This window comes from Methylibium sp., assembly GCF_965279545.1.
GTDB lineage: Bacteria > Pseudomonadota > Gammaproteobacteria > Burkholderiales > Burkholderiaceae_C > Methylibium.
The window spans coordinates 3,897,613-3,914,537 of sequence record NZ_OZ257250.1 but is presented as its reverse complement, the minus strand read 5'-3'; the positions used below and the strand labels follow the sequence as shown (position 1 = coordinate 3,914,537).

The window sequence follows — 16,925 nt, the reverse complement described above, 5'->3', positions numbered from 1 at the left end:
TTACCGAACCCCTGGGCCCGCCATGCAAAGCAACGAACGTGTGTCCGATTTCCAGTCCGAGGACATCGCCAGCCTGGAAGTCAAGAAGACGACCTGCTACATGTGCGCCTGCCGCTGCGGCATCCGCGTGCACCTGCGCAACGGCGAGGTCCGCTACATCGACGGCAACCCCGAGCATCCGCTGAATCAGGGCGTGATCTGCGCCAAGGGGGCCTCCGGCGTGATGAAGCAGAATTCGCCGGCGCGGCTGTCGATGCCCCTGCTGCGCCGGCCTGGCACCGAGCGCGGCGACGGCGAGTTCGACGAGATCGGCTGGGACGAGGTGTTCGCCCTGCTCGAAAAGCGGCTGGCCCACATCCGATCGACCGACCCGAAGAAGTTCGCGCTCTTCACCGGCCGCGACCAGATGCAGGCGCTCACCGGCCTGTTCGCCAAGCAGTTCGGCACCCCCAACTACGCGGCGCACGGCGGCTTCTGTTCGGTGAACATGGCCGCCGGGATGATCTACACGATCGGTGGCTCGTTCTGGGAGTTCGGCGGACCGGACCTCGACCGCGCCAAGCTGTTCGTGATGATCGGCACTGCCGAGGACCACCACTCGAACCCGTTGAAGATCGCCATCTCGAAGTTCAAGCGCGCCGGCGGGCGCTTCGTGTCGATCAATCCCATCCGCACCGGCTACTCGGCGATCGCCGACGAGTGGGTGCCGATCAAGCCCGGCAGCGACGGCGCGCTGCTGCTGGCCCTGATCCACGTCATCATCGACAAGGGCCTGTACGACCGCGAGTTCCTGACGCGCTACTCGAACGCCGGGCAGCTGGTCAACCAGACGGAGGGCGACGACGACTTCGGCCTGTTCGCGATGGACCCCGAAGGCGACGTGGTCAACCCCGACTACCCGCACAACAAATTCTGGTGGGACCGGCACAGCGACTCGCTCGTGCCGACCCACACGCCCGGCGCCGATCCGCGGCTGAGCGGCGAGTACGCGCTGCCGGACGGCAAGCGCGTGAAGCCGGCCTTCCAGCTGCTGGTGGAGCGCGTCGCCGACTACACGCCCGAGTGGGCGGCCGAGCTGACCGGCATCCCGGCCGAGACGATCTACCGGCTCGCTCACGAGATGGGCGTGACGGCGCGCGACCACAAGATCCACCTGCCGATCGCCTGGACCGACTCGTGGGGCGTCGAGCACCAGACCGTCACCGGCAACCCGGTGGCCTTCCACGCGATGCGCGGCCTGGCGGCGCATTCGAACGGCTTCCAGACCATCCGTGCGCTGGCCATCCTGATGTCGCTGCTCGGCACGATCGACCGGCCCGGCGGCTTTCGCCACAAGGCGCCCTTCCCGCGCGCGATCCCGCCGATCGCGAAGCCGCCGCGCGGGCCGCAGGACATCAAGCCGGACAGCCCGCTCGAAGGCATGCCGCTGGGCTTTCCGGCCGACCCGAACGACCTGTGCGTCGACGACGCCGGCCAGCCGGTGCGCATCGACAAGGCTTTTTCGTGGGAGCACCCGCTGTCGGTCCACGGGCTGATGCACAACGTGATCACGAACGCGTGGCGCGGCGACCCCTACCGCATCGACACCTTGCTGATTTTCATGGCCAACATGGCCTGGAACTCGAGCATGAACACGTCCGACGTCCGCAAGATGCTCAACGACAAGGACGAGACCGGCGAGTACAAGATTCCCTTCCTGGTCGTGTGCGATGCCTTCCAGTCCGAGATGACCGCGTTCGCGGACCTGGTGCTGCCCGACACCACCTACCTCGAGCGCCACGACGTGATGTCGATCCTCGACCGGCCGATCTCGGAATTCGACGGACCGGTGGACGCGGTGCGCATTCCGGTGGTCGAGCCGAAGGGGCAGTGCAAGCCGTTCCAGGAGGTCATCATCGAACTGGCGAGCCGGCTTCGGCTGCCGGCGTTCACAACGCCGGAAGGCGGGCGCAAGTTCAAGGACTACCCGCACTTCATCGTCAACTACGAAACCGCGCCCGGGTCGGGCATCGGCTTCCTCGCCGGCTGGCGCGGCGTCGACGGCAGCAAGTCCATCTGCGGCGAACCCAACCCGAACCAGTGGGAGATGTACGCCAAGAACAACTGCGTCTTCCACCACGAACTGCCGCCGTCCTACCAGTACATGCGCAACTGGAATCAGGGCTACATGGCGTGGTCGAAGAGCGTGCGCATGCGCCGCGATGCCGACCCGATCCTGATCCATATCTACTCGGACGTGCTGCAGAAATTCCGCCTCGCCGCACAGGGCAAGCGCACCGGCAAGCAACCGCCCGAGCACCTGCGCGAGCGCATCGAAACCTACTTCGATCCGCTGCCGTTCTTCCACGAGCCGCTGGAACTGCAGGTCACGGACCGCGTGACCTATCCGCTCAATGCGGTCACCCAGCGGCCGATGGCCATGTACCACTCCTGGGATTCGCAGAACGCGTGGCTGCGGCAGATCCACAGCCACAACTACCTGTTCGTCAATCCGACGACGGCGCACGCCCAGGGCATCGCCGACGACGACTGGATCTGGGTCGAATCGACCTGGGGCAAGGTGCGCTGCATGTGCCGCTACAGCGAAGCGGTCGAACCCGGCACCGTGTGGACCTGGAACGCGATCGGCAAGGCCGCCGGCGCCTGGAACCTGGGCCCGCAGGCCAACGAATCCAAGAAGGGCTTCCTGCTCAACCACCTGATCAGCGAAGAACTGGCGCTCGGAGGCGGTGGAGCACCGATGTCCAACTCCGACCCTGTGACCGGCCAGGCCGGCTGGTACGACGTGCGCGTTCGCATCTACAAGGCCGGCCCCGCCGAGCCGGCTGAAACCTCGCCGCAGTTCCCGCCGCTGCGCCCCTACCCCGGTACCGGCGGTGTCCGCCGGATCTGGCAGGCGTATTTCGCCGGGCGCACGCCATCGTCCACCGACTGACCGATTCGATCGCCTTCTACGCTACGGAGCGCCCGCATGACTCAACTGGCACTTGTCATCGATCTGAACGTCTGCGTGGGCTGCCAGGCCTGCGTGACGAGCTGCAAATCGTGGAACACCTCGGGCAGCGCCGGCTCGCTGGCGGACTTCCGGCCCTACGACGAGGACCCGGCCGGCACCTTTTTCAATCGGGTTCAGACCTTCGAGGTCGGCGAGTTCCCGGACACGCAGACCGTGCACTTCCCCAAGTCGTGCCTGCACTGCGAGGACCCGCCGTGCGTGCCGGTGTGCCCCACCGGCGCGAGCTACAAGCGCAAGGAAGACGGCATCGTGCTGATCGACTACGACAAGTGCATCGGCTGTGGCTACTGTGCATGGGCCTGCCCCTACGGCGTGCGCGAACTCGACGAGAAGCGCCAGGAAATGACGAAGTGCACGCTGTGCGTCGACCGCATCTACAGCGAGGCCCTGCCTCCGCAGGACCGGCGACCTGCCTGCGTGATGGCCTGTCCGACCAGCGCGCGGCTGTTCGGCGACGTGCATGACCCCGACTCAGAAGTGTCGACGGCGATCCGCGAGCGCGGCGGCTACCAGTTGATGCCGGAATGGGGCACGCAGCCGTCCAACCACTACCTGCCGCGTCGCAAGACCGTCATCAACATCAGCGAAGACCAGCTGGTGCGTGCCGACAGTCCGCAGAAGATCGATATCGCCACGCCGAAGCCGGGCGCGAGGCCGCGGTCGACGCTCGACGACGCCGCCAACTTCTCCGGCTAGCCGGCCACGGCCGGCGCCCACGCCTCGAGACTCGGCCTCAGCCCTACGGAATCAGCCATGCATCCTGGATTTTCAGTCATCTTCCTGACCACCCTCATCGGCGCCGGACAGGGGCTGTTCTTCGGCCTCTACGCAGCCGAGGTCGCCGGGGCGCTGCGCGTCGTCGCGCTGCCGCAGGGGACGAGCTTCTTCGTGCTCGGCAGCGTGCTCTCGCTGGCTTTCACGGGGCTCGGCGCCATCGCATCCCTGTTCCACCTCGGTCACCCGGAGCGGGCGTGGCGCGCGATGGCGATGTGGCGCACGTCGTGGCTCTCGCGCGAGGGCATTGCGATGTTGTCGTTCATGGCCACGGTGTTCCTGTACGGACTGGGGCACCTGCTCGGCTGGCGCTCGACGCTCGCCCTCGGTGCGGTGGCGGCCGTGCTGAGCCTGAGCCTGTTCGTCTGCACCGGCATGATCTACGCCTGCATCAAGTTCCTGCAGGAATGGGCGAGTCCGCTGACGGTCATCAACTACACCGTGCTCGGCTGCGCCTCCGGCTTCACGCTGGCGAGCGCCTTCGCCGCCTTCACGGCGGGCCCCCTGGTCGCCGCCTACGCCACCGCGGCGATCGCCTTCACGCTGCTGGGCCTGGCCACCCGCTCGGCCGCGCTGGTGCGCAACGGGCGGATCAAACGAAAGTCGTCGCTGCAGTCGGCCACCGGCATCCACCATCCGCGCATCGTTCAGAAGTCGCAGGGCTTCATGGGCGGGTCCTACAACACCCGCGAGTTCTTCCACGGCCGCAGCCGCGGCTTCCTGCGCAGCATCAAGTGGGTCTTTCTCGTGCTGGCCTTCGCGCTACCGCTGCTCCTGCTGGGTGTCAGCCTGCAGCACGCGTCGGCCTTCGTGCTGTGCGTCGCGTTCGTGGTGCAGTACACGGGGCTGATCGCGGAGCGATGGTTCTTCTTCGCACAGTCCAGCCACCCGCAAAACCTGTACTACCAGACGATCTCGTAGAGGCCTGGATGCACCGGCGCAGCCGACACGAACGCAGCCGACCATGATCTGGCTCGCTGCCGTGGCCCTGGTGGTCGGCGTCCTCATCGGCGCGGTGGGTGTCGGCGGCATCCTGCTGATTCCGGCGCTCAACCTGCTGACCACGCTGTCGATCCAGGCGTCGATGGCAACCGCGCTCTTCACCTTCATCTTTACCGGGATCGTCGGCAGCTTCTTCTTCCAGCGGCGCGGCAGCATCGACTGGTCGGTCACCATACCCTTGTGCGTGGGCGGGGCCCTGTTCGGCGTGGTCGGTGCCTGGGCCAACGCAACGCTCGACGCGAAGCTCCTCGCGCTGATCCTCGCCGCGCTGATCGTGCTGGCCGGCGTGTACACGCTGTTCACCGGCGGCACAGGCCGCGTGGCCTGGTTCCATGACCGGCCGCGCCTGCGGCTGGCGCTGCTGTTCGGCATCGGCGCGCTGACCGGCTTCGGCTCCGGCCTCACGGGTGTGGGCGGACCAGCGCTGTCGGTGCCCATGATGGTGCTGTGCGGGTTCGCACCGCTGACGGCCATCGGCGCGAGCCAGGTGATCCAGATCCTGGCCGCCGTCTCGGGCAGCGCCGGCCACCTGGCGCACGGCGCCGTCGACATCGAACTTGCTTCGCTGCTGACGGTGTTCGAGGTCGCCGGCGTTTGGATCGGCGTTCATCTTGCGCACGCCATCGACGCCGGCCTGCTGCGCCGCGCCGTGGGCGTGCTGTGCGTCCTGGTGGGTGCCGGCTTGCTGTTGCGGTCGATCTAGGCGCTCGGACCGCAAGCTCAACCGCCGGCGAAGGCCGTCAGGGTCCCGGTGATGATCTGGTTGAGCTGCGTCATCAGGCGATAGCCGAGCGTGTGGTCCTGCTCCATCAGGCCGAGCAGCCCTGCACCGTCGATCGCCAGAAAGCTGCAAGGCGTCAGGCAGGTCGCGGTGGCGATGCGCAGGTTGCAACTCGGCGTGAGCGCCGCCCAGCCGAACACCTCGCCGCGCCGCAGCACGTTGCCTGCGCTGGCGTTGCGCTCGCCGTAGCCGACGGCCAGCCGCACCATGCCGCGCACCAGCACGTAGACCGAGTACGCCGGCTCGCCGACGCGGTAGACCTGCTGCCCTTCGTCGCAGTGCTGCATCTCGCTGAGCTCGGCGACGCGCTCGAGCTGGTGCGCCGTCAAGTCCCGGAAGAAACCGGTCTGCACCAGGATCGAGACCGGTGTCAACGTTTCGGCAGATTCGTTCGTCATGGACTGCTTTCGGTGTGGTTCACTGAACGCGGTGGGCGTGGTCTTCGTCGTTGGCAGGTGCTGGCTCGCCGCCCAGGGCAGCGCGGTCCCGCTGCCGGTACAGGCCCCAGCTGCGGCGCCGCATCCACAGGGCTTTGCGGCCGATGCCGAGCATGGCAGCCAGCTCGGCTTCACCGTGACGGTCCTGGTAGAGCATGACGACTTCCCTGATGTAGTCCTCGACCGACAGCGGGAGCCCGCCGCCCAGCGGCGGGGTTGCCTCCTTGGCCGGCGGCGCGATCATTTCCTCGAGGTCGGCGGAGCTCAGGATGTCGGCGTCGGCCAGGATCACCGCGCGCTCGATGACGTTCTGCAGTTCGCGCACGTTGCCTGGCCAGCCGTGCCGGTGCAGGAATTCCACGAAATCCCTGTCCATGCCGCTGACCTGGCTGCCGAACTTGCGACTGAACTGCTGCATGAAGTGCTTTGCCAGCAGCTCGATATCGCCGCCGCGTTCGCGCAACGGCGGCACATGGATCGTGATGACGTTCAGGCGGTAGTAGAGGTCGGGCCGGAAGCTGCCGCTCTCCGCGCTCTCCTTCAGGTTGCGGTTGCTCGCCGCGAGGAAGCGCGTGTCGGTGATGTAGCTCTGCCCCGAACCAAGCGGGCGCACCTGCCGCTCCTGCAGCACCCGCAGGAGCTTCACCTGGATGTTGAGCGGCATCTCCGATATCTCATCGAGGAACAGCGTGCCGCCGCTGGCCTCGCGGATCAGGCCTTCGCTCGCGGATGCGGCGCCGGTGTAGGCGCCCTTGGCGTGCCCGAACAGTTCGGATTCGATGAGGTCGGCCGGAATGGCGCCGCAGTTCACCGCGACGAACGGCCGGTGCGCACGGTTGCCGCCAAAGTGAATGGCCTGGGCCACCAGTTCCTTGCCGGTGCCGCTCTCGCCCTGGATCAGCACGTTGGCCTCGGTGGCGGCGACGCGCTGGATCATCCCCAGCAGGCGCTTGATGCTATCGCTCTCTCCGATGATCGTGTTCTGGGTGAAGGCCTTGCGAAGGCTCCGCTTGAGCGCCACGTTCTCCATGCGCGTGCGACGCTCGCCCAGCGCCCGCTCGACGGAGAACAAGAAGTCGTCGTTGTCGAAGGGTTTGATGACGTAGTCGTTGGCGCCCAGGCGCAGCGCCTCGATCGCGCTCTCGACGGAGGAGAAGCTGGTCATCAGGATCACCTGCGTCTCCGGGTGGGCCGCCTTGCTGGCGGCCACGATGTCGAGCCCGCTGGCGTCGGGCAGCCGCAGGTCCGTGATCACCATGTCGAACTCGCGGCTCTCGAGCTGCGCCAGGCCTTCGCGGCCCGTGCGCGTGATCACGCACGCATAGCCGGCACGCTGCAGCAGCATCTCGACGCAGTCGCCGATGCCATGGTCGTCGTCGATCACGAGAACCTGCTCCGACGCGAGCCGGGACTCGGCGTCCGCCGCCTTGCGGCGGTTCATGCGCGCTCCTTGGGCAGCGCGACGCAGAACGAGGCGCCCCGGCTGTCGGTGTGGCGCAGCTCGATGCTGCCGCCATGTTCGTGGGCGATCTCCGTGCTGATGGCGAGCCCGAGGCCGGTGCCATGCGTCCTGGACTTGGTGGTGAAGAACGGCTCGAAGATCCGTCCCACGGCCTCGGTGGGTACGCCCGGACCGGTGTCGCTGATCAACACCTCGACCATGCGGTCGGCGCTGCGCGTCTGGATGCTCAGCGTTCCACGGCCAGACATCGCTTGCGCCGCATTCACGAACAGATTCAGGAAGATCTCCCGGATCTGCCCGGTGTTGCCGAACACCGTCATCGTCGCATCGGGCCGGTATTGCAGCTCGACGTGGCACAGCAGATCGTCCTGGCGCAGCACGTACAGGGCCTCCTCGATGGCTTCGTCGACCGCGAAGCGAAAGCGTGGCTCGTCGCCGACGCGCGAGAACTTCACCAGGCGGCGCGAGATATCGAGGATGCGCTTGACATTGACCGCGATGTTGTCGAAACCCTTGTCCAGCAGCTCGCGGCTCGGCTGCTTCTCCGCGCGCAGGATCTGCACGATCGAGTGCAGCGAGGTCAGCGGGTTCGTGACTTCATGACACACACCGGCGACCATGAAGCCCAGCGCGGCGAGCCGGGCGGTCTGGATGTCGGAGGTCTGCAGCTGGCGCAGGTCGGTCTGGTCGACAACGACGAGGCTGGCACCCCAGGGCGTGCGACGCACGTGGAGCCGTTCGTAAACCAGCGCGCCCGACGGCAAGGTACGCACACTGTCGGCTTCCTGCGGCGTCAGCCACGGCACGCGACCGCGCAGCGCAGCGACGTAATGGGCGGCACGCGACCGGAGTGGCGCGTCGCCCCGGGAATCGCCGCGGGCCGTACCCTCGGCGCCGGGGCCGAATTCGTCGCTGGCGCCGAGCACCGCACCGTCTTCACCCAGCATCAGCATCGGCCATGGCGCGGCCAAGAAGATCTGTTCGAACACATCGGTGAACTCGTAAAAATCGCGCTGGGCTCTCATCGGTATCAGTCAATCGAACGGATGATGGCGAGGCTCGCCGCAGCATAGGAGTGCGGTGCCCACGCAGCAATAGAGAACGACCCCACGCCGCGCGTGATACAGCGCACCGGCGCCGTATCGAAGAGTGGAACGACCGCCGCATCGACACCTAGAATCCTTGTGTCGACGCCGCCCGCAGGATGACCGATGAACAAGAACAAGGCGCCCTCCGAAGCAACTCAACGCGAGAGGATTCTCAAGACCGCCGCGCAGCTGTTCGCGGCGCGCGGCTTCCACGCCGTCGGCATTGCGGAGCTGGGCGACGCGGTCGCACTGGGGCGCGGCGCGCTCTACCACCACATCCGCAGCAAGGAAGACTTGCTGTACGACATCAGCCGCGAGTACATCGTCGATCTGGTCGCGCATGCCGCCGAGGTGACCCGCGGCGACCTGCCACCGACGGAGCGGCTCGCGCTGCTGGGCGACTACCTGATGCTCAAGATCGCGTCACACCAGGCCGAGCTGACGGTGTGCTTCCGAGAAGTGCAGTCGCTCACCGGCGATCGGCACCGCGACGTCATGGCACTGCACGCCAAGTATGAAGGCGCGTGGAAGGGCATCCTGGTCGACGGCGAGCGTCAGGGCGTGTTCCGGCCGTTCGACCCCATCGTGCTCAAAGGGCTGCTGGGCATGTACTTCTACAGCTACCTGTGGCTGAAGCCCTCGGGGCGCATCGGTCCCCGGCAGATCGCCGAGCGCTTCAACTCGATGGCGCTGAAGGCCCTTGCCGTCTAGCGTGCCGCTCGGAGCCCGATCAGCACTCGCTCACGACTTGCCGGAGATCGGCGCGCAGTTGTTCATGCACCGCGTGGCCTTGGTGTCGGGCCGGTCGTCGATGATGAAGCCGTCGCGATTGGGCATGCGCACCGCCGGCAGCGTCTGCGGCGTCATCACCGCATCGGCCGGCACCAGCCCGTTGAGGTGCAGCAGGTAGGCACTGAGGGCATAGGCCTCGTCGTTCGACAGTGACTGCGGGGCGTTCATCGGCATCGCGCGGCGAATGTAGTCGAACAGGATCGGCGCGTAGGGGTACATGCTGCCCGGCGTCAACACGCGGCGATCCGTCTTGAACGACCCGATGCCGCCCACCATGGTGCCGAACACCGGGCCGCCCGCCGCTGCAGCACCGTGGCAAGCCGCGCATTTGCCGTCAAAGACGGCCTTGCCCGCGGCGACCGAACCCGACCCGGACGGCAAGCCCAGGCCGTCCGTCGTGCGCACATCGATATTCCACGCCGCGAGGTCCTGCTCCGATGTGGGCCGGCCGAAGGCGGCCTGCTTGTCCAGGTCGGAGGTCTTCACCGGGGCCGCACAGCCGGCGATCACCCCCGCCACCACGACACCGATCAATGACGACTTAGGCGATCGCATTCTTCACCTCACCGGCCGCATCGATGGACCACGGAAAGACACCGTTGTGGTGCTGCACGAATCCGGTGATGGCACGCACTTTCCTGATTTCCTCGACGCTCGGCTGCACGTAGCCCGTGGAGTCCACCGCTCGGCTGGCGATTGAAGTGGGCGTGCCGTCCCATTTCCAGCGCAGCCGGAATCGCGTCAGGCATTTGTCGAGCACCGGCTCCTCGAGCGCGGCTTCACGCCACGTTCGTCCGCCGTCGAGCGTGACGTCGACCGCTCGGATCTTGCCCTGGCCTGACCAGGCGAAACCCAGGATCTCCACTTCGCCGGGACGCACGCTCATGCCGCCCGACGGCGAGGTGACGACGGATTTGGCCTCCATCGCGAAGCTGAACTGCCGCCATTTGCCGTCGGGCATCGGGTCGGTGTATCGCGCGGTCTCGCTGCGCAGGTTCCACGGCTGATCGCCGAGCTTGATCCGGCGCAGCCATTTGATGCTCACGTTGCCCTCCCACCCCGGAATGAACAGACGCAGCGGGTAGCCGTTCTCGGGGCGCAGCATCTCGCCGTTCGCCGCATACACGATCATTGCGTCGTCGAGCATCTTCTGCATCGGGATGCTGCGCGCATGCGCCGATCCGTCGGCCCCCTCCGCGAGCGCCCACGTGGCGCTCGGCAGCACGCCGGCCTCCTGCAGGAGCGTGGACACGGGGACACCCGTCCACTGAGCGCAAGAGAGCATGCCGTGGGTCTGCTGCACGGTCTTCGATGCCGCCTTCAGCCAGTCGGTCAGGCCGTTGCCCGAGCATTCCATGAAGTAGAAGCGCGACACCGACGGGTACTTCATCAGGTCGGACATCGTGAAGATCAGCGGCTGCTTCACGAGACCGTGAATCGCGAACCGATGCTCGTCCGGGTCGATGTCCGGCACGCCGTTGTGATGGCGCTCGTAGATCAATCCGTTCGGTGTGACCGTTCCGTGCTGCTGGTGCAGCGGCGTCATGCTCCAGTCCGAGTAGTTCTGACGGTTCACCAGCACGTCAGTGCGGCGCCGCTTCACGTGCGCCTCGAATTTGGACGGCATCCCGTACTCGCTCTCCGGCAAAGGACGGCCCATGGCGAGGTTGGACGACGGCACGGCGAGCGCCGCCGCCTCGCCGCGACCGCTTGCCAGCGCCGCGACGCCAGCCGTCGCCAAGGCGGCGGCAGACCGGCCGAGCAGCGCCCTTCGCCCCGCATCGTGAGTCATCGAACCGGCTGCCTGCAGTTCCGTTCTGGCGGCACGAACCACGCGGGACGCGTTGAAATCACTCATGCTCATGCTTCCTGTTCAAGCTCGACGACGGAGGTGCGATCTCCGACTGATCAATGAAATGTACCGATCGGTCGGTTTGTAGGTTACTAACGATGCAATCGCCGTGTCAAGGCAGGCAAGGGCCAGGTTTACCCGGCCGCCAGTGCGCACCCGTGAATGCGGCGTGCTGACCGATGTCGTGGTTCAACCGATGAACGCGCAAGGGCCGATGGCACGGCGCGTGGCCGATGTGCGCGTGGCGTTGCAGGCCGTCATTTCGGCGACTTCGCGCCGGCAACGCCGCAGCCGATAGCCATGATGGGAGACCGCGGGCAGCTTGTCTGTCGATACCGCAAACCGTCGTGCCGCCTTTTGCGAACACCGCAGCGCAGTCGAAACGGTTCGTGAACCGCGAGGCATCGCCGGGCCCGATCGCAGTTCAGGGCCCAGCCCCCCGCTGGTATGCGCCCCCAGGGAAGGAGCCGGCCGGTCTACTCGCCCTCGCCGAACTTGTCGGCGATCAGCGTCAGCAGCGCGTCCATCGCCTCGCGCTCCCGCTCGCCCGAGGTTTCGACCTCGATCTCGGTCCCGATGCCGGCCGCCAGCATCATCACGCCCATGATGCTCTTCGCATTGACGCGCCGCTGGCCGCGGCTCAGGAAGACTTCGCAGGGGTAGCTGCCGGCGAGCTTGGTGAGCTTGGCCGAGGCCCGGGCATGCAGTCCGAGCTTATTGCTGATGCTGATGCGCGTTGAAATCATCGCCGGGTCGGGCTCCCACGTTCTGTGCCTGGTTCTGGGGTCGGGCCGGTGCCACCTGAAGCACGCCCTGGGTCGCACCGGCCAGCGCGCGCGCCACGAGCATGTCGAGCGGCTGGTCCGCGTAGTTCATCGTGCGCCACAGCATCGGCACGTTGACGCCGGTGACGATCTTCACCCGCACGCCATCGGCGAGCCGTTGCGCGACATTGCACGGCGTGGCACCGAACACGTCCGTCAGGATCAGCGCCTCGCGGCGGCCGGGCACCGACAGCGCGCGCTCCAGCAGGATCGCTGCCTGCGCCTCGATCTCCTCGGGCGTGAGTTGCGGCGTCACGTCGAGCGCCTCGACCAGGGACATGGCCTCGGGAAACGCGTGCCCGGCCGCCACCTTGAGGGCCGAGGCCAAGGGTGCGTGCGCAATGATGAACAGTCCGGCCATGGAGAGCGATTATGGGTTCAGGCTTCGCGCCGGCACAGGATCACCGGGCAGTCAACGTGGCGAGGCGGGCTCGCGCACCCGCGGCGCACGAAAGACGAACCACCGCCCGCCCCGGCCGGACCGACGGATCCGCGCCCGTCCGCCCCTCGCCTCGATCCCTTCACGGCTGCACCTTCAGCCCGCCAAAGAAGGTCTCGAGCGTCTGGGCGGAGGGCTGCCCGCCCAGCGCCGCGGCGTGAAACACCCGGGTGCCCAGTGCGAACAGCACCGACTGATCGGCGATCGGCGTACCGTCGGGCTTGCGGCCGGCAACGCTGAAGCGCACCGCCCTGGGCTGCGGCGTCATGCCGGCGATCTGCGCGGCCTGTGAGGCAGTCTCGGCGCCATCGAGGTTGCGCACGCGCGACACCCGCAACTCGGCCAGCGCGGTGCCGACGATCCCGGGGTCGGCCATGTCGGCGGTGCTCAGGCCCCAGGTCGTGCCTTCGGCCGTGCATGCCAGCACCTGCATCTGCACCGTGGCCCCCGCCAGCGCCAGCTGGCGTGTCAGGCGCTCGGGCTTGCAGGGAAACAGCGCCACCAGCCCGCCGCCATCGGGACGCACTTCGCGCCAGTCGAGCGCGGGCGCGCAGGCCGCCGCAAGGATCAGGAGGCTCGCGACGCTGGCACACAGGGTAAGCCGTGACGACATCGGCTCATTATCCCCAGGCGCACCGCAGCGTCAGAATCGCTGCATGCACAGTGCCGCTGCCGCCTCCTCGCTCGCCGGTCTGCGCGTGCTCGACCTGTCGCGCGTGCTCGCCGGCCCCTGGTGCACGCAGGTGCTCGGCGACCTCGGGGCCGACGTGGTGAAGGTGGAGCGTCCCGGCACCGGCGACGACACCCGCGCCTGGGGCCCCCCGTTCCTGCACGACGGCCTCGGGGCCGAGAGCGACGAGTCGGCCTACTACCTCGGCGCCAACCGCAACAAGCGCTCGATCACGATCGATCTCGCCCACGCCGAGGGCCAGGCGCTGGTGCGCGCGCTGGCGCAGCAGGCGGACGTGCTGGTCGAGAACTACAAGGTCGGCGACATGGCCCGCTACGGGCTCGACTTCGCAACGCTGCACGCACTGAACCCGCAGCTCGTGTACTGCTCGATCACCGGCTATGGCCAGACCGGCCCCTACCGCGAGCGTGCCGGCTACGACTACGCCGTGCAGGGCCTGGGCGGGCTGATGAGCGTGACCGGCGAGCGCGACGACCTGCCCGGCGGCGGGCCCCAGAAGGTGGGTGTCGCGGTGGCCGACCTGTTCACCGGCCTGTACGCGGCCATCGGCATCCTCGCGGCCTTGCGCCATCGCGATGCCGACGGCCTGCGGCGCGGCCTGGGTCAGCACATCGACATGGCGCTGCTCGACACCCAGGTCGCGATGCTCGCCAACCTCGGCGCCAACTACCTGGTGAGCGGTCAGGTGCCGGGCCGCGCCGGCAACGCTCACCAGAACATCGTGCCCTACCAGGTGTTCGAGGTGGCCGACGGGCACGTGATCCTGGCGGTCGGCAACGACGGACAGTTCGCGAAGTTCTGCGAGGTCGCCGGCCGCCCGGAACTGGCCACCGATCCGCGCTTCGCGACGAACGCCGACCGCGTGCGCCACCGCGCGGCGCTGGTGCCGCAGCTGGCAACCCTGATGCACCAGCGTCGCCGCGACGACTGGCTCACCGCGCTGGAGGCCGTGAAGGTGCCTTGCGGGCCGATCAACCCGCTCGACCAGGTGTTTGCCGACCCCCAGGTGCTGGCGCGCGGCATGGTCGAGCCCGTGCCGCACCCACTGACCGAGACCCTGAAGCTGGTCGCCAGCCCGCTCAAGCTGTCGGCCACACCGGCCCGCACGCGCCGCCCGCCGCCGCTGCTCGGCCAGCACAGCGCCGAGGTGCTGGCCGACTGGCTGGGCTGGGATGCGCAGCGCGTCGCGGCGGCGCGCCTCCAGGGCGCGCTGGGCACGATGCACCCCTGAATCGGGAGACCGGGTCCGGCCCGCGCCACAAAGTGCTGGGCCGCGCGACGAAACGCTCGGACAATGCGCCCAGGGTGGTCTCGGACCGCCCGGCCAAGGCACCCCCATGACCGCTCGCCCCTCCCTGACCCGCGCCACCGCCGAAGCCGAGCCGCTGGATGCGTGGCGCGACATCGTCGCGCAGATCGGCCGCGAAGTCGCCGAGCCGCTGAGCGCGGCGCTCGAGCGCGTGATCCAGCTCACCACCACCGGCCGGATCGACCGCGAAGGGCTGCGCGCCTTGCGCGCCGAGATCGAGCGGGCCCGGCGCGTCGGCATGGTCGGACAGCAACTCTCGCGCTTCGCGTCCAGGCGCTTGCGCCAGTCTCATGAGCGGCTCGATCTCGCCCAGACGCTGCAGTCCGTGCTGACACACCGTGCACGCGAGGTCAGCGCGCGCGGCATCCAGGTGCGGCAAAGCACGCGCGCGATCGAGGTGCTCGTCGACCCGGCACTGCTGTTCAGCCTGCTCAATGCCGTGCTCGACTGGGCGGCCGAAGGAGCGCGGTCGAGCATCGATTTCCGGGTCGACCGGAAGGACTGGCCCGCGCACGGCCGCATCCACTGCAGCTTCACCCACGCACCGCCGGACGCAAGCCCCGGCGACGAACCGGCACTGACCTCGCTGAACTGGCAGCTGATCGGGCAGATCGCACACACGATGGGCCTGTCGCTGCACTGCGACACCGATGCAACGCAGGTGACGCTGACGCTGGAGTTTGCGCGCACCGTCAACGAGGCCCTCGAAGGCATGAGCGCCATCGAACTCGACCACGGCGACTCCTCGACGCTGAACTCCAAGCCGCTGGCCGGCAGCCAGGTGCTGGTGGTGGCCGCGCGCCGCCAGACGCGCCAGCAAGTGCGCGATGCCATCTCCAACATGGGACTGATGATCGACTTCGTCGCGTCGGTGGACGAGGCCGTCGACTTCTGCCGCGAAGGGCTGCCGCACGCGATCGTCTTCGAAGCGGCGCTGCGCGGCGAGCGGCTCGAGCAGCTGGCCGAGGAGATCCGCACCGAGTTGCCAGGCTTCTCGTTCATCGAGATTGCCGAAGAAGGCAACGCCTTCGAGATCTCGGGCTTCAACGGCATGAACCACTGTCGTGTGGGTCGCGACGGCCTGCAGCAGGCGCTGCCGTCCGCACTGGTGTTCGAGCTGTCGAAGCAGTTTTGAGCGATGGGGCGGGTCCGGCCCGCGGGTCTACAGGGAACCGAACACCTTCTTGAGGATCGCGCTGCCCGTGCCCACCGGGTCCTGGCGGATCTTCTTCTCTTCTTCGCCGATCATCAAGTACAGGCCGTCGAGCGCCTTGCCCGTCACGTACTGCTGCACGTTGGCGTCTTCCTTCTTCACCAGGCCGAAACCCGAGGCCTTGGAAGCCACGGCGTTGTACTTGTCGGCCAGCGCCACCTTCTCGGTCTGCTTGGTGACGATCGGCAGGAACTTCTCGCCGAGCGGCACGCGCGTCTTCTCCGCGAAGAAGCTCGTCACCGAGGTGTCGCCGCCGGTCAGGATCTTCTTCGCGTCGGAGACCGACATCTGCTTCACCGCAGTGCTGAGGAGCTGCTTGGACTCGGGCACGGCCGCCTCGGCAGCGCGGTTCATCGCGGTCACCAGTTCATCGACCTTCTTGCCCTGGCCCAGCCCTTTCAACAGCTTGGCGGCACTCTCCAGCCCAGACGGCAGCGGGATGCGAACTTTCGGGTTGCCGAGGAATCCATCGGTCTTGCCGAGCAGACTGACAGCCACCTCGGCGCCCCGTTCCAGCGCCGCCTTCAGCCCGGCGCTGGCGTCGGCCTCGCTGAGGGACAGTGCGCGCGCCTGCGCGGCCCAAACCCACAGTGCCATGCCGGCGGCGAGCTGGCCCGTAAACTCACGACGATCCATCGGACACCTCCATGAAATTGATGCGTTATGTTGCGGCCGGGGCCGCGGTCTTGGCAATCGGCATTGCCGCCACGCTGGCGTTCACCGGCAAGCAGGCGGCGCCCAGCGTGGCTTACACGCTGCTCGACGGCACTCAGCATCGCACCGATCAGTTGCGCGGCAAGGTCGTGCTGGTGAACTTCTGGGCCACCAGCTGCGCCACCTGCGTGAAGGAAATGCCGGACATCGCAGCGACCTACGAGAAGTTCAAGGCACGCGGCTACGAGACGCTGGCTGTGGCGATGAGCTATGACCCGCCGGCCTACGTGGTGAACTTCACCGAGACCCGCAAACTGCCGTTCCGCGTGGCGATCGACCACGACGGCGCCATCGCCCGCAGCTTCGGTGACGTCCAGCTGACACCGACCAGCGTGCTCATCAACAAGCGCGGCGAAGTCGTCAAGCGCTACATCGGCGAGCCCGATTTCGCCGAGCTGCACAAGTTGCTGGACCAACTGCTCGCCGAAGCCTGATCTTGCCGCGGCCCGGCCCGCAGCAAGGTCGGGCCGGGGCCCGTTGCGGTGTTCGGTGTCTTGTCCGAAACGCTGAGCGCCCGACCTCAACGCGGGC

At 67.6% G+C, this 16,925-nt stretch carries 18 protein-coding genes; 8 read left to right on the top strand and 10 right to left on the bottom strand.

Translation table 11 applies throughout. From position 1 onward, the window contains the following. Window positions 1-22: 22 nt before the first annotated feature. From ACQY9S_RS18340 to ACQY9S_RS18325, 4 genes are read left to right on the top strand one after another with little or no spacing between them, the layout of a single operon-like run. Entirely contained in the window at window positions 23-2,935 is a 2,913-nt protein-coding gene (locus ACQY9S_RS18340) for a molybdopterin oxidoreductase family protein (RefSeq protein WP_428421682.1), read from the top strand. A 36-nt stretch (window positions 2,936-2,971) separates the two neighbouring features. Beyond that, window positions 2,972-3,712, top strand: coding sequence for a 4Fe-4S dicluster domain-containing protein (locus tag ACQY9S_RS18335; protein WP_428421680.1), 741 nt, complete (start codon window positions 2,972-2,974; stop codon window positions 3,710-3,712). Window positions 3,713-3,769: 57 nt separating this feature from the next. Further along, the gene (locus ACQY9S_RS18330) at window positions 3,770-4,711 is read left to right on the top strand and encodes a dimethyl sulfoxide reductase anchor subunit family protein (RefSeq protein ID WP_428421678.1); all 942 of its coding nucleotides are present in this window, start codon (window positions 3,770-3,772) and stop codon (window positions 4,709-4,711) included. Window positions 4,712-4,754: 43 nt separating this feature from the next. After that, on the top strand, window positions 4,755-5,495 hold the full coding sequence (locus ACQY9S_RS18325; RefSeq protein ID WP_428421676.1) for a sulfite exporter TauE/SafE family protein: 741 nt from the start codon (window positions 4,755-4,757) through the stop codon (window positions 5,493-5,495). 17 nt (window positions 5,496-5,512) lie between these two features. Here the strand turns inward: ACQY9S_RS18325 and ACQY9S_RS18320 are convergent, their stop codons facing one another. The 4 genes from ACQY9S_RS18320 to ACQY9S_RS18305 are packed head-to-tail and all read right to left on the bottom strand — an operon-like array spanning window position 5,513 to window position 8,697. Beyond that, entirely contained in the window at window positions 5,513-5,971 is a 459-nt protein-coding gene (locus ACQY9S_RS18320) for a cyclic nucleotide-binding domain-containing protein (RefSeq protein ID WP_428421674.1), read from the bottom strand. A gap of 19 nt (window positions 5,972-5,990) precedes the next feature. After that, window positions 5,991-7,451, bottom strand: a complete 1,461-nt coding sequence (locus ACQY9S_RS18315) for a sigma-54-dependent transcriptional regulator (protein ID WP_428421672.1) — start codon at window positions 7,449-7,451, stop codon at window positions 5,991-5,993. Beyond that, window positions 7,448-8,497, bottom strand: coding sequence for a sensor histidine kinase (locus ACQY9S_RS18310; protein WP_428421671.1), 1,050 nt, complete (start codon window positions 8,495-8,497; stop codon window positions 7,448-7,450). The genes ACQY9S_RS18315 and ACQY9S_RS18310 overlap by 4 nt, the downstream gene beginning before the upstream one ends. Before the next feature lie 5 nt (window positions 8,498-8,502). Next, window positions 8,503-8,697 carry a hypothetical protein gene (locus ACQY9S_RS18305; RefSeq protein ID WP_428421669.1) on the bottom strand — a complete coding sequence of 65 codons (195 nt, stop codon included), beginning with the start codon at window positions 8,695-8,697 and terminating at the stop codon, window positions 8,503-8,505. On the opposite strand from ACQY9S_RS18305, the gene ACQY9S_RS18300 reads away from it, so the two are divergent. Continuing rightward, window positions 8,684-9,271, top strand: coding sequence for a TetR/AcrR family transcriptional regulator (locus ACQY9S_RS18300; RefSeq protein WP_428421667.1), 588 nt, complete (start codon window positions 8,684-8,686; stop codon window positions 9,269-9,271). The genes ACQY9S_RS18305 and ACQY9S_RS18300 overlap by 14 nt on opposite strands. Before the next feature lie 30 nt (window positions 9,272-9,301). Here the strand turns inward: ACQY9S_RS18300 and ACQY9S_RS18295 are convergent, their stop codons facing one another. The 5 genes from ACQY9S_RS18295 to ACQY9S_RS18275 all read right to left on the bottom strand — a co-directional run bounded on the left by ACQY9S_RS18295 (window position 9,302) and on the right by ACQY9S_RS18275 (window position 13,080). Next, window positions 9,302-9,907, bottom strand: coding sequence for a c-type cytochrome (locus ACQY9S_RS18295; RefSeq protein WP_428421665.1), 606 nt, complete (start codon window positions 9,905-9,907; stop codon window positions 9,302-9,304). Continuing rightward, a complete protein-coding gene (gene soxC, locus ACQY9S_RS18290; protein ID WP_428425812.1) occupies window positions 9,894-11,144 on the bottom strand; it encodes a sulfite dehydrogenase in 1,251 nt (416 codons plus the stop codon). Before soxC ends, ACQY9S_RS18295 begins: the two co-directional genes overlap by 14 nt. Before the next feature lie 536 nt (window positions 11,145-11,680). After that, on the bottom strand, window positions 11,681-11,950 hold the full coding sequence (locus tag ACQY9S_RS18285; protein ID WP_428421663.1) for an HPr family phosphocarrier protein: 270 nt from the start codon (window positions 11,948-11,950) through the stop codon (window positions 11,681-11,683). After that, on the bottom strand, window positions 11,919-12,389 hold the full coding sequence (locus ACQY9S_RS18280) for a PTS sugar transporter subunit IIA (protein WP_428421660.1): 471 nt from the start codon (window positions 12,387-12,389) through the stop codon (window positions 11,919-11,921). The genes ACQY9S_RS18285 and ACQY9S_RS18280 overlap by 32 nt, the downstream gene beginning before the upstream one ends. Before the next feature lie 160 nt (window positions 12,390-12,549). Further along, a complete protein-coding gene (locus tag ACQY9S_RS18275) occupies window positions 12,550-13,080 on the bottom strand; it encodes a hypothetical protein (RefSeq protein ID WP_428421659.1) in 531 nt (176 codons plus the stop codon). 43 nt (window positions 13,081-13,123) lie between these two features. Between ACQY9S_RS18275 and ACQY9S_RS18270 the strand changes: the two genes are divergently transcribed. Beyond that, window positions 13,124-14,389, top strand: coding sequence for a CaiB/BaiF CoA transferase family protein (locus ACQY9S_RS18270; RefSeq protein ID WP_428421657.1), 1,266 nt, complete (start codon window positions 13,124-13,126; stop codon window positions 14,387-14,389). 106 nt (window positions 14,390-14,495) lie between these two features. Continuing rightward, complete coding sequence (locus ACQY9S_RS18265) at window positions 14,496-15,602, top strand: hypothetical protein (protein WP_428421655.1); 1,107 nt, start codon at window positions 14,496-14,498, stop codon at window positions 15,600-15,602. A gap of 27 nt (window positions 15,603-15,629) precedes the next feature. On the opposite strand, the gene ACQY9S_RS18260 is transcribed toward ACQY9S_RS18265, so the two are convergent. Then, window positions 15,630-16,316, bottom strand: a complete 687-nt coding sequence (locus ACQY9S_RS18260; RefSeq protein ID WP_428421653.1) for a DUF4197 domain-containing protein — start codon at window positions 16,314-16,316, stop codon at window positions 15,630-15,632. 11 nt (window positions 16,317-16,327) lie between these two features. Here ACQY9S_RS18260 and ACQY9S_RS18255 point away from each other — a divergent pair, with 11 nt between their 5' ends. After that, the gene (locus ACQY9S_RS18255; protein WP_428421652.1) at window positions 16,328-16,828 is read left to right on the top strand and encodes a TlpA disulfide reductase family protein; all 501 of its coding nucleotides are present in this window, start codon (window positions 16,328-16,330) and stop codon (window positions 16,826-16,828) included. Window positions 16,829-16,925 lie beyond the last annotated feature (97 nt).